This window comes from Nocardioides scoriae, assembly GCF_900104965.1.
In the GTDB taxonomy this organism is placed as follows: domain Bacteria; phylum Actinomycetota; class Actinomycetes; order Propionibacteriales; family Nocardioidaceae; genus Marmoricola; species Marmoricola scoriae.
In genome coordinates, this window is the sequence record NZ_LT629757.1 from 2,202,986 (window position 1) to 2,220,435 (window position 17,450).

Here is a 17,450-nt window from a genome sequence, read left to right on the forward strand (position 1 = left end):
CCGGGGCCGGCCCGGGGTCAGCCCTCGAGGGTGATCGCGTCCGCGCCGTCGACCTCGTGCGCCCCGATGCCGGCGGCCACCAGGTCCGCGGCCGCCGGCCCCGGGCAGGCGGCGTACGTCGCGTCCGAGTCGACCTCCCAGTGGACGACCCAGGCCCGGTCCTCGGGCCACCACAGCGTCGGCTCGGCGTACCCCACCCGGCCGAAGGCCTCGGTGACCGCCTCCAGCTCCGACAGCGGGGCCTCGAAGAGCAGCTGGTCGCGGTGGGGGAACCGCAGCCGCGGCGCCCGGTCCCACGCCGGCGGCAGCGCGAACCCCTCCCAGAAGGTGCACCAGCAGCGCTCGGGCGTGGTCGTGTGGCGCACCAGCGGCCCCGGCCGGGTCAGCTCGCCGAGCAGCCAGGCGGCGGGCGACAGGTCGTGCTGCGGCACGACGTCCTCGGGGCGCACGCGGCCAGTCAAGCAGCCCCCGGGACGCAGCAGGGCCCGGACGACGTCGTCGTCCGGGCCCCGTTCGGCAACCAGCGCGCTCAGGCGCCCTTGCCCACCACCGTCACGGGGACGTTGCCCCGCGTGGCCTTGGAGTAGGGGCACACCTCGTGGGCGGCCTCGACCAGCTCCTGGGCCGTCGCGTCGTCGACGCCGGGGATGGTGGCGACGATGTCAGCGGTGATGGCGTACGAATCGCCCTCGGGGCCGAACCCGACGGCGATCTCCAGCGTCGACGCGGAGGCGTCGACGCCGTGCTTCTTGGCGACCAGGCCGAGCGCACCCTGGAAGCAGGCGCCGTACCCGACCGCGAACAGCTGCTCGGGGTTGGTGCCGGTGCCGGGACCGCCGATCTCCTTGGGGGCGGTCAGGCTGAGGTCCAGCACGCCGTCCTCGGAGGTCGCGCGACCCTGGCGGCCGCCGGTGACGGTGGCGCGGGCGGTGTAGACGATCTTCTCGGGGGTGTTGGTCATGCAGCCTTCAAGCACCCCGGGCGTCGTGTTGTTCCTGCCCGCTCGGCGGCGTGGGGCGTGTCACAACCGCCCGCTCGACGGCTAGAGGGTCAGCTGGTCGCGGACCACGCCGGCAAGACGGTCGGCCACCGAGCGGGCCTGCTCGGCGGTGGGTGCCTCGACCATGACGCGCACGAGCGGCTCGGTGCCCGAGGGGCGCAGCAGCACCCGGCCGGAGTCGCCCAGCTCGGCCTCGGCGTCGGCGACCGCCGCGGCGAGCACGAAGTCCTCGTCGGCGCGGGCCTTGTCGACGCCGGGCACGTTGACCAGGACCTGCGGCAGCCGCGTCATCACCGCGGCCAGCTCGTGGAGCTCCTGGCCGGTGGCGGCCATCCGGTCGAGGACCTGCAGCGCGGTGAGCAGGCCGTCACCCGTCGTGGCGTGCTGGCTCATGATGACGTGGCCCGACTGCTCGCCGCCCAGCGTGAAGCCGAGCACCTTCATGGCCTCGAGGACGTAGCGGTCCCCCACCTTGGTCTGGCGCACGCCGATCCCGGCGGCCCTCATCGCCTGGACGAAGCCGAGGTTGCTCATCACGGTTGCGACGACCGTGTCGTCGTGCAGCGTGCCGGCCTCGCGCATCGCCAGCGCGAGCACGGCCAGGATCTGGTCGCCGTCGACCACCTCGCCGTGGCGGTCCACGGCCAGGCAGCGGTCGGCGTCGCCGTCGAGCGCGAACCCCGCGTCGGCGCCGTGCTCGAGCACCGCGGCCTGGAGGACCTCGAGGTGGGTCGAGCCGCAGCCGTCGTTGATGTTGAGGCCGTCGGGCTCGGCGCACACGGCGACCACCTCGGCGCCGGCGTCGCGCAGCGCGACCGGGCCGACGGCCGAGGCGGCGCCGTGGGCGCAGTCGAGCACGACCTTCAGGCCCGCCAGCGGGTGCCGGACGGTGCCGACCAGGTGGGCGGCGTACTGCTCGACGGAGGTGGGGTGCTGGGTGACGCGGCCGACGGACCCGCCGGTCGGCCGGTCCCAGGGCTCGCGCAGCCGCTTCTCGATGGCGGCCTCGATGCGGTCGTCGAGCTTGACGCCGCCGCGGGCGAGGAACTTGATGCCGTTGTCGGGCATCGCGTTGTGCGAGGCCGAGAGCACCACGCCGAGGTCGGCGCCGAGCTCGGCGGTCAGCCAGGCCACGCCCGGGGTCGGCAGCTCCCCGAGGAGCAGCACGTCCACGCCCGCCGAGGCGAGGCCCGCGACCACGGCCGCCTCGAGGAACTGGCCCGAGATCCGGGTGTCGCGCCCGACCACCGCGACCGGGCGGTGGCCCTCGAAGGTGCCGCGCTCGGCCAGGATGTGCGCGGCGGAGACCGACAGGTCGAGCGCGAGCTCGGCGGTCAGGTCACCGTTGGCCAGTCCCCTGACCCCGTCGGTGCCGAACAGGCGTGTCATGCGAGAACCCTTCGCTGGTGGTGGACGGGCTGCCGCGTCGGGTGGCCCGGGACCGAACGACGACGGCCGTCCCGCAGCCGGTGGGCTGCGGGACGGCCGAGGTGCAGGTGCTGGATCAGCGCTTGCTGAACTGGGGCGCCTTGCGGGCCTTCTTCAGACCGGCCTTCTTGCGCTCGATGACGCGCGCGTCGCGGGTCAGCAGCCCGGCCTTCTTCAGCTCGGGGCGGTTGGCCTCGACGTCGATCGCGTTGAGGCAGCGGGCCACGCCGAGGCGCAGGGCGCCGGCCTGACCGGTGATGCCGCCACCGTGGATGCGGGCGATCACGTCGAAGCGGCCCTCCAGCTGGGTGGTGGCGAACGGCTCGTTCACGACCTGCTGGTGCAGCTTGTTGGGGAAGTAGTTGTCCAGCTCCCGACCGTTGACGGTCCACTTGCCGGTGCCGGGGACGATCCGCACGCGGGCGACCGCCTCCTTGCGGCGGCCGGTGGCCGCGGCGGGGGCGATGGTCGCCGGGCGCTCGGGCGCGTCGGCGCTGGGAGCGCTCTCGGAGGAGTAGGCGACACCCTGCTCGTTGACCTCGTAGGTCTCCTCGCCGGTCTCGATGTCTGCGTCAGCCACGATGTTCCTTTGCCTGTTCTCGAAAAAAGTCTGGGGAGGTCTTACTGGGAGATCTGGGTGATCTCGAAGGGCTTGGCCTGCTGGGCCGAGTGGGGGTGCTCGGGACCGGAGTAGACCTTCAGCTTCTTGAGGATCTGGCGGCCGAGGCGGTTCTTGGGGAGCATGCCCCAGACCGCGTTCTCCACGGCCTTGCGCGCGTCCTTCTCCAGCAGGTCACCCATGGGGGTGGCCGACAGACCGCCCGGGAAGCCCGAGTGGCGGTAGGACATCTTCTTGGTCGCCTTGGTGCCCGAGAGCGAGAGCTTCGAGGCGTTGACGATGATGACGAAGTCGCCCATGTCCATGTGGGGGGCGAAGGTGGGCTTGTGCTTGCCGCGCAGGAGGTTGGCCGCCTGCACCGCGAGGCGGCCCATCCGGACGTCGGTGGCGTCGATGACGTGCCACTCGCGCTGGACGTCACCGGGCTTGGGGCTGTACGTACGCACGTGATTGCCTTACTGACTCGTTCGTGACCTGCCCGGGGACCCGGACCGGTGGTGGAGCGACGCCTTCTGACGAACACTGCCCGGGCCGTGACCCCGGAGCTCCGAGGAGCCGGGGGCCAGCCATGTCCGGGACTGCACCGCGGGTCACGAGGACGTGGCCCGGGCGCGGCAGGAGACGCGACCGCCAAAGGTACCGGGCTGCGTCGGTCGAGGTCAAAACGTCGCCCCGGTGGCTCGCGCCACCCGCCTGCGACTAGGTTTTCCCCAACCGAGTCCCACCACATCTCGGGGACAGCCGAGGCCGACCGCCCGCGTCCCCCGCACTGCGAGCGCAAGGAGCCGACGTGACCGACACCGGGGACAACAGCCTCACCGTCCGCGACAACCGGACGGGCAAGGAATACCAGATCCCGATCACCGACGGCGCCATCAAGGCCGCGGAGCTGGGCCAGATCAAGGTCGCCGACGACGCCCCCGGGCTGTCGACGTACGACCCGGGCTTCACCAACACCGCCTCGTGCCGCAGCTCGGTGACCTACATCGACGGCGAGAAGGGGATCCTCGAGTACCGCGGCTACCCCATCGAGCAGCTCGCCGAGAAGTCCAGCTTCCTCGAGGTCGCCTACCTGCTGATCCACGGCGCGCTGCCCACCAAGGAGCAGTACGACACCTGGGTCCACGAGATCACCCACCACACCTTCCTGCACGAGAACGTCAAGACGTTCATGCAGGGCTTCCGCTACGACGCCCACCCGATGGGCATGCTGATGGCCTCGGTGGGCGCGCTGTCGACGTTCTACCCCGAGTCCAACAACATCGCGGACGCCGACAACCGCCACATGCAGATCGTGCGGATGATCGCCAAGATGCCGACGCTCGGCGCCTGGGCCTTCCGCCACGCGCAGGGCAAGCCCTACGTCTACCCCGACAACGAGCTGTCCTACACCGAGAACTTCCTGGCGATGCTGTTCAAGATGAGCGAGCCGAAGTTCGACGCCGACCCCCGCCTGGTCAAGGCCCTCGACGTGCTGTTCATCCTGCACGCCGACCACGAGCAGAACTGCTCGACCAACGCGGTCCGCTCCGTCGGGTCCTCGCAGGTCGACCCCTACTCCTCGGTGGCCGCCGGCATCGGCGCGCTCTACGGCCCGCTCCACGGCGGCGCCAACGAGGCCGTGCTGCGGATGCTGCGACGCATCGGCAGCAAGGAGAACATCCCCTCCTTCATCGAGGGCGTGAAGAACGGCAACGAGAAGCTGATGGGCTTCGGCCACCGGGTCTACAAGAACTACGACCCCCGCGCCAAGATCATCAAGAAGGCCTGCGACGACGTCTTCGAGGTCACCGGGGTCAACCCGCTGCTCGAGATCGCCCAGGAGCTGGAGAAGATCGCGCTCGAGGACGAGTACTTCGTCAAGCGCAAGCTCTACCCCAACGTCGACTTCTACTCCGGCCTGATCTACGAGGCCTTCCAGTTCCCGCCCGAGATGTTCACCGTGCTCTTCGCCATCGGCCGCACCCCGGGCTGGCTGGCGCAGTGGCTCGAGCTGGTCCAGGACAAGGACCAGAAGATCGCGCGCCCCAAGCAGATCTACACCGGCGACCGCACGCTCGACTTCGTCCCCGCCTCCGAGCGGTGGGCGGGCAGCGCCGGCATCACGCCCGGCATCAGCTGAGCGCACCCGCCAGACAGCGTGCCGAGGGCCGGTCCACCACCTGGTGGGCCGGCCCTCGGCGCGTTGCCCGGGCCCGTGCCCGGGGTCACGGTGCCCATGGCTGCCACCACCCGGTGTCGGCGGCCCGTGCGAGGGTGCGGGGCGGAGCAGGCACCGGTCCTGCTCACCCGTCCGACCGAGGAGCACGCCTTGATCTACATCACCGTGAAGAAGAAGCTCAAACCGGGCACCGCCGAGGCCTACCTCGCCGCGAGCCAGGCCTACACCGACGCGACCCGCGCCGAGCCCGGCAACATGTTCTACGAGCACTTCGTCAGCGTCGACGACCCCGACACGATCCTGACGATCGAGGCCTTCACCGACAAGGCCGCCGGCGAGGCGCACGTCAGCACCGACCACTTCCAGGACGGTGTCGACGGCGACGCCAAGCAGTACGTCGCCGAGCGTCCCGACATCATGTACATCGACGTCCCGGACCGCGACGGCTGGGACAAGATGTCGGAGTTCTGAGGGTCCTCAGCCCCGCCGGTTGTCCTCGGCCCGCCGCAGCAGCACCGAGCGCTCGCCCGCGTTGGTGGACCGCGAGGCGGCCTGGGTGAAGGCGGCGGCGGCCTGGTCGTGGCGACCCGCCCGCTCCAGGAGGTCGCCGCGCACGCTCGGCACGAGCGGCGAGGCGCCCAGGGCGTCGGGGGCCAGCGCGTCGAGCACGGCCAGGCCCGCGTCGGCTCCGTGGGCGCGCCCGTGGGCGACGGCCCGGTTGACCTCGACGACCGGGCCGGGCGCGGCGCCGGCCAGCACGTCGTACAACGACGCGATCCGGCGCCACCGGGTGTCCTCGGGCCGCGCGGCGCGGGCGTGCTCGGCGGCGATCGAGGCCTGGAGGACGTAGGTGCCCACGGGCACGCCCCGCGCGGCGAGCTCCTCGGCCCGCGCGAGGGCGGCGAGGCCACGGCGCACCTGGACGGCGTCCCACCGCGTCCGGTCCTGGTCCTCCAGCAGCACCGGACGACCCTCCGCGTCGACGCGGGCCGCCAGCCGCGACCCCTGCAGCTCCAGCAGGGCCTGCAGCCCCAGCACCTCGGGCTCGTCCGGCGCGAGCGTGACCAGCAGCCGCGCCAGCCGCGTCGCCTCGTGCGCCAGGTCGGGACGGGTCCAGTCGTCGCCCGCGGTGGCGGCGTACCCCTCGTTGAAGACCAGGTAGACCACCGCCATCACGTCGTCGAGACGGGCGGTGTGCTCCGCCCCCGTGGGCAGCTCGAAGCCGGCGCGCGCGTCGGCCAGCGTGCGCTTGGCCCGCGAGATGCGCTGGGCCACGGTGGACTCCGAGGTCAGGAACCCGCGGGCGATCTCCGCGGTGCTCAGTCCCCCGACCAGCCGCAGCGTCAGCGCGGCGCGCGACGGGGGCGTCAGCGCCGGGTGGCAGGACAGGAAGAGCAACCTCAGGACGTCGTCCTCGATGTGGTCGACCTGGGTCTCGAGGTCCGGCACCACCTGCTCCTCCCCTGCGCGGCCGAGCGCGTCGAGCTTGCGCCGCAGCACCTCCGCGCGACGCACGTGGTCCACCGCACGACGCCGGGCGACCGTCATCAGCCAGGCGGCGGCGTTCTCCGGCACCCCGGTGGTGGGCCACTGCTCGAGCGCGGCCAGCAGCGCGTCCTGCGCCAGGTCCTCGGCCAGCCCGACGTCCCGGGTCATCCGGGTGAGGGCGCCCACGAGGCGGGCCGACTCGGCCCGCCACGCGGCGACGACGGCCGCCCCGGGGTCGTCCGCGCTGGTCGTCGTGGTCACGGCGCCAGCCTAGGAGCCCCGGGGAGGCGGGCACGGTGCTACTTTGTGGGCGCGTCCGGGCCGTCGGAGATCTGGCGCAGCGTGGCGACCACGGTCACCTCGGGCCAGTGCCGGGCGTGCAGCTCGGCGAACTCGCGCTGGTCGGCGACCGCCTCCTCGAGGGAGGGGTACTCCAGGATCGACCAGCCGCCGACGACCTCCTTGGCCTCGGCGTACGGCCCGTCGACCCGGCTGACCTGGCCCTCGCGCACGACGAAGTTGACGGCGTCCTCGGTGCCGAACAGCCCGCCGCCGTCGACGAAGATCCCCTTCGCGGCCCGCTCGCCGATGTAGCCGTCCATCGCCTCGAACAGCGCCTGCGGCGGCATGCCGACGTTCTCTTCCATCCTGACGAACCCCATGAATCGCGGCATTGTCGATCACTCCTGTGGTGGTGGGTGCTGGTATTCTCGCCCGTACGTCGAACGGCCGGGGCAGGTCTCGACATCCCGGTCGGGACCAGTTCTGGGCGCTGCTCGTCAGTCCTGCTGGTGCTCGGCCGCGAGGGCCTCGGCCTGCTCGAGGCCCTGGCGGTCGGTGGTGGTGCCGATGGCCTGGGGCTCGACGGCGTCGGTGAGGGAGCGGGCCCACAGCACGTAGCCGGAGTAGTAGCGGATGCGGCGCTCGTCGTCGGGGATCGGGCGGCCGCGGGTGTGCAGGGCCGCGACCCCGCCGAGCTCGGAGGGCTGCAGCAGCCAGGACTCCCCCGGGTCGCCGCCGGCGGCCGGGCGCCACACGACCCGGGTCTCGCCCCTCGACCAGCACCGCCACCCCTCGCGGCAGGTGTCGGGCTCCGCCCAGGCCGGCATCTCCGGCACCGCCGCGACGTCGAGGACGCCGGGCCCGATCGGGCCGGTGGCCAAGGCCAGCCGCAGCCGGCCGCCGACCGCCCCGTCGCCCAGGTCGCCGGCGACCGGGGAGGGACCCTGGTAGGTCCACCCCTCGCCGTTGCCGAGCATGAAGGTGCCGACGAGGCCCGCGCTCGTCTGCGCCACCTCGTCGAGCTCGCCCTCCTCGCGGTCGCCGCCGTCCCACCTCCCCAGCCGCTCGCCCGCCGCGATCGTCGCCGCCGACGCCAGCGGCGCGAGCCGCTCGTCGGAGACGATCCGCACCAGGGTCTCGACCGACGGCTCGAGGTCGGCCTGCTCGCGCGGGTCCCCGGTGATCGCCGGCCCCGCGGCGAGCGCCGCGACCGTCGCGCCGTCGCGCTCGGTCATCACCGCGACGTACCCGGGGTCCTCCTCGGGTGCCTCCTGCTCCCACACCAGGACGACCCCCTCGGCCGGCTCGGCGCAGTCGACGTCGACCTGGTCGCACCCGCGCAGCGGCTCGTCGGGCGTCACGGCGACCCGCACCAGGTCGCCGTCGTCCCCCTCGCCCCCGCCGTAGCGCAGGTCGGCGCCGACGTAGCCCTCCGGGTCGGTGCGGTCGACGTACGCCGCCCGGCGGCTGCTGGTGTCCTCGGGCAGGTGGTCCAGCGCCACCGCCGCGACGGCGCGAGAGGTGAGGGGCTGCTCGCCCCCGCCACCCGCGCCGGAGCCGTCGCCGCAGCCCGCGAGCACGAGCGCCGCGGCGGCACCAAGGACAGCGACGGGCAGGGCCCTCCTAGACCTGGCGGTCACGGCCCTCCCAGTACGGCGCCCGCAGGCTGCGCTTGAGGATCTTGCCGGTGGGGTTGCGCGGCAGGGCCTCGAGGACGTCGACCGACTTGGGGCACTTGTAGCCCGCCAGGTGCTCGCGGGTGTGCGCGACCAGCTCCTCCTCGGTCGCCGTGGCACCGGGGTGCAGCGAGACCACCGCCTTGACCGACTCGCCCCAGCGGTCGTCGGGCACGCCGATGACCGCGACCTCCGCGACGGCGGGGTGCTCGGCCAGGACCCGCTCGATCTCGGGGCTGTAGATGTTCTCCCCGCCCGAGATGATCATGTCCTTGAGCCGGTCCTCGACGTAGACGTAGCCGTCGGCGTCCACGCGGCCCATGTCGCCGGTGCGGAACCAGCCGTCCTCGGTGATCACGTCGGCGGTGGCCCGGGGCTGGCCGAGGTAGCCCTTCATCACCTGCGGGCTGCGGAACCACAGCTCGCCGTGCTCCCCGGCGCCCACGTCCTCCAGGGTGCCGGGGTCGACGACGCGGACCTCGGCGCCGGGCAGCACCTGGCCGGCGCTGACCAGCCGCTCGGGGTGCTCGGGGTCGCGGTGCTCGGCCGGCATCAGGTGGGTGATGACGCCGCACAGCTCGGTGAGCCCGTAGACCTGGATGAAGTCGGTGTCGGGCCACGCCTCGATCGCCGCGCGCAGCAGCGGCAGCGGCATCGGGGCGGCGCCGTAGCAGTAGGTCTTGAGCTGTCCGAACAGCTGCACGGCGTCCGGCCCCGACTGGAGCACCTGGGCGAGCACGGCCGGCACCAGGAAGGTGCGGTTGGCGCCCTGCAGGATCGCGCCGGCGAGCGAGGCGCCGTCGGGGTCGCGGGTCATCACGCTGGGGACGCCGTCGTGGATGCCGAACAGGACGTACGACGAGCCGCCGACGTGGAACAACGGCATCGAGACCATGTTCTTGTCGCCCGGGTCGAACCCCCAGCCGTCGTGGGCGGCCAGGGTGTGGGCGATCATGTTGGCCTGCGTGAGCATGACGCCCTTGGGGCGGCCGGTCGTGCCGGAGGAGTACATCACCAGGCAGACGTCCTCGGGCGTCACCTCGGGGTCGCGGCCCACCGGGGTCGAGCGGGCGAGCAGCGCTTCGTACTGGTCGCCCTCGCCGCCGTCGGGCGTCACCTCCACGACCTCGCGGACGTGCACCAGCTTCTCGCGGATCCGCGCCACGACCGGCAGCAGCTCGCTGCCGACCAGGAGCACGGTCGCGCCCGAGTCGTTGACGGCGTGGTCGATCTCGTCGCCGGCCAGGCGGAAGTTGATGATCGCGTTGGCGGCGCCGAGCGAGGCCGCCGCCATGGTCAGCTCGACGCACGCGGGGTGGTTCTTGTCGAGGAAGGACACCACGTCGCCGCGCCCGACGCCCAGCGAGCGCAGGGCGCCGGCCAGCCGGCGCACGCGCTCCTCGGTCTGGGCCCAGGTCCAGCTGCGGCCGAGGTAGGTGAAGGCCTCCGCGTCGGGCGTCGCCGCCGCCCAGTGGGCGAGGCGGTCGTCGAGGAACGTCGGGTCGGGCAGCGCGTCGCTGCCGGCGGGCGCGGTCTCGGTGGCGGTCATCGTCGGGTCTCCTCGGGCTGGGGTGGGGCGACTGTGACACAGGGCACACGAGCAGACAACGCCCGGAGTTCCCGCCGCGACGGGCGGTCCGGTCCAGCCGGTGGTGACGACCGGGTGCCTGAGAGGGTGACCGCGTGCGCGCCCTGCTCTGGACCCTGGTCGTCCTCGTCCTGCTCGCCGTCGGCCTCGACCGCGGCGCCGACTGGTACGCCGAGCGCACCGTCGCCACCCGGCTGGCCGCCAGCCAGGGGCTGGAGCAGACGCCCGAGGTGGACATCGCCGGCTTCCCGTTCCTCACCCAGGTCGCGGCGCGGCGCTTCGACCGCGTCACCGCCACCGTCGACGACCTCACCCTGGGATCGGGGCGGCAGCGGCTCGGCCTGGCCGACCTGCGGCTGACCCTGCGCGACGTGACGACCGACCGCAGCTTCTCCCGCGTCCAGGCCGCCCGGGGCCGCGCGGTCGGGACCGTGTCGTACGCCGAGCTGGGCCGCCTCACCGGCCTCGAGGTGACCTACGTCGGCGAGGGACGCGTGCGCGGCACCCGGGAGGTCACCGTGGCCGGCCGGACCGTCCGGCCCGCCCTGACCGTCACCCCGCGCCTGCTCGACGGCACCCTCGGCTTCGCCGACGCGCTGGCCGACGGGTCGTTGCCGGACGCCGTCGCCGCCCCGCTGCGGGAGGCGTTCGGCGTCGACGTCCCGCTCGAGGGCCTGCCGTTCGGCGTGCGCCCCACCTCGCTGCGGGCCACCGAGTCCGGCCTGCGGCTCACCCTGGTGGGCCGGGACCTCACGTACTCCGGGTGAGCTCGGGCTCCTCGACGGCCACGGCCGGGCCGCGGCGCGCGCCCAGGCCCAGCACGATCACCGAGGCCAGCACGACCAGCACCAGGCCCACCACCTGGAGGCCGTCGAGCACCTGGCCGAGCACCAGCAGGCCGGCGACAGCCGCGACCGCGGGCTCCAGCGAGAGCAGGATCCCGAAGACCGGCTTGGCCAGCCGGCGCAGCGCGAGCAGCTCCAGGGAGTAGGGCAGCAGCGAGGACAGCACCGCCAGCCCCAGGCCCATCAGCAGGTGCACGCGGGTCCACTCCCCCACGCTGGGCAGCCCGGCCGGCAGCACCACCACGGTGGAGACGAGCAGCGCGATGGCCAGGCCGTCGAGCCGCTCGAAGGCGGCACCGGTGCGGCTGCTCAGCAGGATGTACGCCGCCCACAGCGCGCCGGCGGTCCCGGCGAGCAGCAGGCCCACCCAGCTGAGCTCGGTGAGCGGCACCGTGAACGCCTCGGAGATGAGCAGCACGCCCGCCGCCGCGGCCGCGACCGCCACGAGGTCGAGCAGCCGCCGCGACAGCACCGTGGTGAGCAGCAGCGGGCCCATGAACTCCACGGTCACGGCGACGCCCAGCGGCAGGTGGGCCAGGGAGCCGTAGAAGCTCCAGTTCATCAGGCCCAGCGCCACCCCGAACGCGACCACGGTCGTCCAGTCCTGCCGCGAGCGGCCCCGCAGCCGCGGCCGCACGAGCACGCCGAGGATGGCCGCCGAGATGCCGATGCGCAGCAGCACCGAGCCGCCGGCGCCGATCTCCGGCACCAGGGTCGCGGCCAGGGCGCCGCCGAACTGGACCGAGACGACCCCGCCGAGGACCAGCAGCGGGGCGGGCACCACGACCCCACGCGACTCCCGACCGGACACGCGGCCAGCCTAGGTGGCTCAGCGCGCCCGGCTGACCCGGCCCTCGTCCCACACCGGGCCGTCGGCCTCGTAGACCTCGCCGTCGGCGCCGTAGACGAGGAACCGGTCGAAGCCGCGGGCGAACCAGCGGTCGTGGGTGACGGCGACGACCGTGCCCTCGAAGGCCGCGAGCCCCTCCTCGAGCGCCTCGGCGGACTCGACGTCGAGGTTGTCGGTCGGCTCGTCGAGCAGCAGCAGCGTGGCCCCGGACAGCTCCAGCAGCAGGATCTGGAAGCGGGCCTGCTGGCCGCCGGAGAGCGACTCGAAGCGCTGGTCGGCGGCGTGGGCCAGCTCGTAGCGGTCGAGCGCCCGGGAGGCGGGCTCGCGCGGCATGCCGTCGCGGTGCTCGTCGCCGCGGTGCAGCACCTCGAGCAGGGTGCGCCCGACCAGCTCGGGGTGGGCGTGGGTCTGCACGAACCAGCCGGGCCGCACCCGGGCGCCGAGCCGGGCACGACCGGTGTGGGGCACGGGCGCGGGCGGGTCGCCGACGGGCCGGTGCTCCACGTCGGGGTCCGAGCCGCCCGCGGCCAGCAGCCGCAGGAAGTGCGACTTGCCCGAGCCGTTGGAGCCCAGCACCGCGACCCGCTCGCCGAACCACACCTCGAGGTCGAAGGGCCGCATCAGCCCGGTCAGCTCGAGGTCCTCGCAGACCACCGCGCGCTTGCCCGTGCGACCACCGCGCAGCCGCATCGAGACCTGCTGCTCGCGCGGCTGGCCCTGCGGCGGCCCGGCCTCCTCGAACTTGCGCAGCCGGGTCTGGGCGGCGCGGTAGCGCGAGGCCATGTCGGAGCGGAAGGCCGCCTTGTCCTTGTACATCAGCATCAGCTCGCGCAGCTTCTGGTGCTCCTCCTCCCAGCGCCGCGTCAGCTCCTCGAAGCGGGCGAAGCGGTCGCTGCGCGCCTGGTGGTACGACGCGTAGCCGCCGGCGTGCGTCCAGGTGGTGTTGCCGGCCGCGCCGAGCTCGACGGTGACCACCCGGGTGGCGGTGTTGGCCAGCAGCTCCCGGTCGTGGCTGATGAACAGCACCGTCTTCGGCGAGGTCCGGATCCGCTCCTCGAGCCACAGCTTGCCCGGCACGTCGAGGAAGTTGTCGGGCTCGTCGAGCAGCAGCACCTGGTCGGGGCCGGCCAGGAGGTACTCCAGGACCAGCCGCTTCTGCTCCCCGCCGCTGAGCGTCGCGAGGTCGCGGTACTTGACCCGGTCGAACCCGACCCCGAGCGCCGCGGTGCAGCAGCCGTCCCAGACCACCTCGATCTCGTAGCCGCCCGCATCGGCGAACTCCGACAGCGCGTGGGCGTAGTCCATCTGGGTGCGCTCGTCGTGCACCTCCATCAGGGCCAGCTCGAGCCGCTCCACCTCGGCCGCGGCCTGCCGCACCCGCGGCGGTGCCACCGAGAGCAGCAGCTCGGCCACGGACGTCGCGTCCCGCCCGACCATCTGGCGCATCACGCCGAGCCCACCGGTGCGGGTCACCGCCCCCGCGTCGGGCACCAGCTCCCCGGTGACGATGCGCAGCAGCGTGGTCTTGCCCGCGCCGTTGGCCCCCACGAGCGCGACCTTGGCCCCCTCGCCCACCCGGAACGACACGTCGTCCAGCAGCACCCGCCCGTCCGGCAGCTCGTAGCGCACCCCGGCCACCTCGACATGTCCCACCCCTCGATCATCCCGGTGGCGCCGCGCGGGTGTCACCCGGGTTTCCCGCGGCCCCACCACCGCCCTTCGAGACGGTCGCCAGGGCGACCTCCTCAGGGACCGACCACGTCCCGGTCCCCGAGGAAGGACGACACGCATCGGTCCCTGAGGAAGGACGGAGTACTGTCTCGAAGGGCCCGCCGGTCCCGGTCCCTGAGGAAGGACGACACGCATCGGTCCCTGAGGAAGGACGGAGTCCTGTCTCGAAGGGCCGGCCGTAGGGTGCGAGTCCCCCACCCCGAGGAGCCAGCATGCGTGGACTGTCCGGCAGGACCGCCGTCGTCACCGGGGCGAGCCGGGGCATCGGCCTCGGGATCGCGCGCCGGCTGGTGGAGGAGGGCGCGCGGGTGGTGCTCACCGCCCGTCGCGACGAGGCCCTGCAGGCGGCCGTCGAGGAGCTCGGCGGGCCGGAGCACGCGCTGGGGATCGCCGGGGCGGCCGACGACGAGGCCCACCGCGAGGAGGTCGTGGCGGCCGCCGTCGCGACGTACGGCAGCCTCGACCTGCTGGTCAACAACACCGGCATCAACCCCGTCCACGGCCCGCTGGTCGACCTCGACCTGGCCGCCGCCCGCAAGATCACCGAGGTCAACGTCGTCGCCGCGCTCGGCTGGGTGCAGGCGGCCCACCGCGCCTGGCTGGGCGAGCACGGCGGCGCGGTCGTCAACGTGGTGTCGGTGGCGGGGCTGCGGCCCGCGCCCGGCATCGACCTGTACGGCGCGAGCAAGGCCATGCTCGTCCGGCTCACCGAGTCGCTGGCCGTCGAGCTGGCCCCGGGGATCCGGGTCAACGCGGTCGCCCCGGCGGTGGTCAAGACCCGCTTCGCGGCGGCGCTCTACGAGGGGCGCGAGGCCGAGGTCGCCGCGGCGTACCCCCTCGGGCGGCTCGGCACGCCCGAGGACGTCGCCGCCACCGTGGCCTTCCTGCTCAGCGACGAGTCGTCCTGGACGACCGGCCACACCGTCGTCCTCGACGGTGGCGTCACCCTCACGGGCGGCACCTGAGCGGGTCGGAACGGGCGCCGTCCCGACCGCCGGACGCGCGTCGGGGGCCGGTCGTATCGTGGCCGGCATGGACCTCAGCCTCAGTGACGAGCAGAGCAGCTTCCGCGAGATCGCCCGCGAGTTCCTCGACAAGGAGGCCGTCCCCCACCGCGTCGAGTGGGACCGCCGCGAGGCCGTCGACCTGGCGATCGTGCCCAAGATGGCCGAGCTCGGGTTCTTCGGGCTGACCATCCCGGAGGAGTACGGCGGCGTCGGGGGCGACTACGTCACCTACGCCATCGGCATGGAGGAGCTGGGTCGCGCCGACTCGGCGCTGCGCGGCATCGTCTCGGTCTCCAGCGGCCTGGTCGGCAAGTCGATCCTCTCCTTCGGCACCGAGGAGCAGAAGCAGGAGCTCCTCCCCCGCCTGGCGCGCGCCGAGATCCTCGGCTGCTTCGGCCTCACCGAGCCCGACATCGGCTCCGACGCCGGCAACCTCACCTCCAAGGCCCGCCGCCACGGCGACGACTGGGTCATCAGCGGCCAGAAGCTGTTCATCACCAACGGCACCTGGGCCGACGTCGCGCTGGTCTTCGCGCGCACCGGCGGCGAGGGCCCCCGCGGCATCTCGGCCTTCCTCGTGCCGACCGACAGCGAGGGCTTCGAGGCCCGCGAGATCAAGGGCAAGCTCGGGCTGCGCGGCCAGGCCACCGCCGAGCTCTTCCTCACCGACGTCCGGGTGCCCGCCTCCGCCATGCTCGGCGAGGAGGGCCAGGGCTTCAAGATCGCGATGTCCTCGCTGGACAAGGGCCGCATCGCGGTGGCCGCCGGCTGCGTCGGCATCGTGCAGGGCTGCCTGGAGACGGCCGTCGACTACGCCCGCACCCGCACCCAGTTCGGCCGCCCCATCGGGAGCTTCCAGCTGGTGCAGGACATGATCGCCGACATCTCGCTCGACGCCGACGCTGCCCGGCTGCTGGTGTGGCGCGCGGCCGACCTGTGCGACCGCGGCGAGAAGTTCGGGGTCGCCGCCTCCAAGGCCAAGCTCTACGCCTCCGAGGCCGCCGTCCGTGCTGCCAACCACGCCATCCAGGTCTACGGCGGCTCGGGCTACATCGACGAGTACCCCGCCGCCAAGTACCTCCGAGACGCCCGCGTCATGACCCTCTACGAAGGCACCAGCCAGATCCAGAAGCTGCTCATCGGCCGCGCGGAGACCGGCATCAGCGCGTTCGTCTAGGCCTCGACCAGCCCTTCCCCTCACCCCAGGAGCCGCATGACCGTCCTGTCCGTCGCCAGCATCCTCGCCGAGTCCGCCCGGCGCGTCCCCGAGAAGGTCGCGGTCGTCGAGGGCGGGACCCGCACCACCTACGAGGAGCTGTGGCGCCAGGCCCGCGCCGTCGCCGCGGCGCTCGCCTCCCACGGGCTGGGCCCGGGGTCGCGGGTCGCGCTGCTGGCGCCCAACGTGACCGACTTCGTGCGCTCCTACTACGGCATCCTCGCCGCCGGCGGTGTCGTGGTGCCGGTGCCGACGCTGCTCAACGCCGACGAGGCGTCCTACCTGGTCGGGGCCTCCGGGGCGGCCGCCGTCCTGCACCACGCGTCGTACGCCGAGCAGGCCGGTGCCGCGGCCGCCGCCGCGGGCATCCCGGCGCTCGACGTCGCCGGCCTCGGCGAGGGCCACGAGCCGGTCGCCTCCCACGCGACCCGCGAGGCCGACGACCCGGCGGTCATCTTCTACACGAGCGGCACCACCGGTCGCCCCAAGGGCGCCGTGCTGACCCACCTCAACCTGGTGCTCAACGCGACCACCAACGCCTACGACGCCAACCCGATCCGTCGCGACGACGTGGTGATGGGCTGCCTGCCGCTGTTCCACACCTTCGGCCAGTCGGTGTCGATGAACTCCTCCTTCCGGGTCGGCGCGACCCTGCTGCTGCAGCCCCGCTTCGAGCCCGCGGCCGCGCTGCAGCTGATGCTCGACGAGTCCGCGAGCCTGTTCTTCGGCGTGCCGACGATGTTCATCCAGCTGCTCGGCGCCGCGCGCGGACGCACCGAGCGGTCCGAGCCGCTGCCCCGCCCGCGCGAGTGCGTCTCCGGTGGTGCCTCGCTGCCCGTGGCGGTGCTCGAGGACTTCGAGAAGACCTTCGACACCCGCATCTTCGAGGGCTACGGCCTCTCGGAGACCTCCCCCACCGCCTCGGTCAACCAGCCCTGGTCCGGCACCCGCGCCGGCACCGTCGGCCACCCGATCTGGGGCGTCGACGTCGAGATCGCCGACGAGCACGCCCAGGACGCCGTGCACCTGCTCCCCCGCGACGAGCTGGGCGAGATCGTCGTGCGCGGCCACAACGTCTTCGCCGGCTACCTCGACGACCCCGAGGCGACCTCGCGCGCCATCGTCGACGGCTGGTTCCGCACCGGCGACATCGGGCGCCGCGACGCCGACGGGTTCATCTGGATCGTCGACCGCACCAAGGACCTCGTCATCCGCGGCGGCTTCAACGTCTACCCGCGCGAGGTCGAGGAGGTGCTGGTGCGCCACCCCGACGTCGCGCAGGTCGCGGTCATCGGGCTGCCCGACGCCGAGCACGGCGAGGAGGTCTGCGCGGTCGTGGTGCCGGTCGAGGGCGCGGAGGTCGTCCCGTCCGAGGTGGTCGCGTGGGCCCGCGAGCGGCTGGCCGGCCACAAGTACCCCCGCGTGGTCCAGGTGGTCGACGAGCTCCCGGTCGGACCCACCCACAAGGTCCTCAAGCGCCAGCTGCGCGCCCGCTTCGCCGGCTGAGACCGGCCCGGGACGGGCGCGACGCGGGCTTGCCCCGGGAGCCTCACCTCCTA

Annotated in this window: 17 protein-coding genes; 6 read left to right on the forward strand and 11 right to left on the reverse strand. The window is 73.4% G+C overall.

Going from position 1 to position 17,450, the window contains the following annotated elements:
• Window positions 1-17 precede the first annotated feature (17 nt).
• The 5 genes from BLU55_RS10525 to rplM all read right to left on the reverse strand — a co-directional run bounded on the left by BLU55_RS10525 (window position 18) and on the right by rplM (window position 3,493).
• Entirely contained in the window at window positions 18-449 is a 432-nt protein-coding gene (locus BLU55_RS10525) for a hypothetical protein (RefSeq protein WP_091729313.1), read from the reverse strand.
• Between the two features lie 80 nt (window positions 450-529).
• Window positions 530-961: an organic hydroperoxide resistance protein gene (locus tag BLU55_RS10530; protein ID WP_091729315.1), complete on the reverse strand. Its 432-nt coding sequence runs from the start codon at window positions 959-961 to the stop codon at window positions 530-532.
• A gap of 81 nt (window positions 962-1,042) precedes the next feature.
• On the reverse strand, window positions 1,043-2,389 hold the full coding sequence (glmM, locus tag BLU55_RS10535) for a phosphoglucosamine mutase (protein WP_091729317.1): 1,347 nt from the start codon (window positions 2,387-2,389) through the stop codon (window positions 1,043-1,045).
• A gap of 115 nt (window positions 2,390-2,504) precedes the next feature.
• The gene (gene rpsI / locus BLU55_RS10540) at window positions 2,505-3,008 is read right to left on the reverse strand and encodes a 30S ribosomal protein S9 (protein WP_172833899.1); all 504 of its coding nucleotides are present in this window, start codon (window positions 3,006-3,008) and stop codon (window positions 2,505-2,507) included.
• 41 nt (window positions 3,009-3,049) lie between these two features.
• The gene (gene rplM / locus BLU55_RS10545) at window positions 3,050-3,493 is read right to left on the reverse strand and encodes a 50S ribosomal protein L13 (protein WP_091729320.1); all 444 of its coding nucleotides are present in this window, start codon (window positions 3,491-3,493) and stop codon (window positions 3,050-3,052) included.
• Window positions 3,494-3,837: 344 nt separating this feature from the next.
• On the opposite strand from rplM, the gene BLU55_RS10550 reads away from it, so the two are divergent.
• The gene (locus tag BLU55_RS10550; RefSeq protein WP_091729322.1) at window positions 3,838-5,169 is read left to right on the forward strand and encodes a citrate synthase; all 1,332 of its coding nucleotides are present in this window, start codon (window positions 3,838-3,840) and stop codon (window positions 5,167-5,169) included.
• A gap of 189 nt (window positions 5,170-5,358) precedes the next feature.
• Window positions 5,359-5,679 carry a putative quinol monooxygenase gene (locus BLU55_RS10555; protein ID WP_157682824.1) on the forward strand — a complete coding sequence of 107 codons (321 nt, stop codon included), beginning with the start codon at window positions 5,359-5,361 and terminating at the stop codon, window positions 5,677-5,679.
• A gap of 6 nt (window positions 5,680-5,685) precedes the next feature.
• On the opposite strand, the gene BLU55_RS10560 is transcribed toward BLU55_RS10555, so the two are convergent.
• The 4 genes from BLU55_RS10560 to BLU55_RS10575 form a co-directional block, all read right to left on the reverse strand.
• Window positions 5,686-6,957, reverse strand: coding sequence for an RNA polymerase sigma factor (locus BLU55_RS10560; protein ID WP_091729328.1), 1,272 nt, complete (start codon window positions 6,955-6,957; stop codon window positions 5,686-5,688).
• Between the two features lie 38 nt (window positions 6,958-6,995).
• Complete coding sequence (locus tag BLU55_RS10565; RefSeq protein WP_091729331.1) at window positions 6,996-7,370, reverse strand: YciI family protein; 375 nt, start codon at window positions 7,368-7,370, stop codon at window positions 6,996-6,998.
• A 105-nt stretch (window positions 7,371-7,475) separates the two neighbouring features.
• Complete coding sequence (locus tag BLU55_RS10570; RefSeq protein WP_157682825.1) at window positions 7,476-8,618, reverse strand: hypothetical protein; 1,143 nt, start codon at window positions 8,616-8,618, stop codon at window positions 7,476-7,478.
• On the reverse strand, window positions 8,602-10,203 hold the full coding sequence (locus BLU55_RS10575; protein ID WP_091729336.1) for a long-chain-fatty-acid--CoA ligase: 1,602 nt from the start codon (window positions 10,201-10,203) through the stop codon (window positions 8,602-8,604). Before BLU55_RS10575 ends, BLU55_RS10570 begins: the two co-directional genes overlap by 17 nt.
• Window positions 10,204-10,337: 134 nt before the next feature.
• Here BLU55_RS10575 and BLU55_RS10580 point away from each other — a divergent pair, with 134 nt between their 5' ends.
• Window positions 10,338-11,009, forward strand: a complete 672-nt coding sequence (locus BLU55_RS10580) for an LmeA family phospholipid-binding protein (RefSeq protein ID WP_091729339.1) — start codon at window positions 10,338-10,340, stop codon at window positions 11,007-11,009.
• Here BLU55_RS10580 and BLU55_RS10585 read toward each other — a convergent pair.
• The gene (locus tag BLU55_RS10585) at window positions 10,993-11,898 is read right to left on the reverse strand and encodes an EamA family transporter (RefSeq protein ID WP_091729341.1); all 906 of its coding nucleotides are present in this window, start codon (window positions 11,896-11,898) and stop codon (window positions 10,993-10,995) included. The two genes, BLU55_RS10580 and BLU55_RS10585, sit on opposite strands and share 17 nt — an antisense overlap.
• An 18-nt stretch (window positions 11,899-11,916) precedes the next feature.
• The gene (locus BLU55_RS10590; protein WP_091729344.1) at window positions 11,917-13,590 is read right to left on the reverse strand and encodes an ABC-F family ATP-binding cassette domain-containing protein; all 1,674 of its coding nucleotides are present in this window, start codon (window positions 13,588-13,590) and stop codon (window positions 11,917-11,919) included.
• A 290-nt stretch (window positions 13,591-13,880) separates the two neighbouring features.
• Here BLU55_RS10590 and BLU55_RS10595 point away from each other — a divergent pair, with 290 nt between their 5' ends.
• The 3 genes from BLU55_RS10595 (at window position 13,881) to BLU55_RS10605 (ending at window position 17,397) form a co-directional block, all read left to right on the forward strand.
• The gene (locus tag BLU55_RS10595; protein ID WP_091729350.1) at window positions 13,881-14,633 is read left to right on the forward strand and encodes an SDR family oxidoreductase; all 753 of its coding nucleotides are present in this window, start codon (window positions 13,881-13,883) and stop codon (window positions 14,631-14,633) included.
• Window positions 14,634-14,700: 67 nt separating this feature from the next.
• Window positions 14,701-15,852 (forward strand): acyl-CoA dehydrogenase family protein, encoded by a 1,152-nt coding sequence (locus tag BLU55_RS10600; RefSeq protein ID WP_091729353.1) that lies wholly within the window; start codon window positions 14,701-14,703, stop codon window positions 15,850-15,852.
• A 36-nt stretch (window positions 15,853-15,888) separates the two neighbouring features.
• Window positions 15,889-17,397: a long-chain-fatty-acid--CoA ligase gene (locus BLU55_RS10605; protein ID WP_091729356.1), complete on the forward strand. Its 1,509-nt coding sequence runs from the start codon at window positions 15,889-15,891 to the stop codon at window positions 17,395-17,397.
• The last annotated feature ends 53 nt before the right edge of the window (window positions 17,398-17,450 follow it).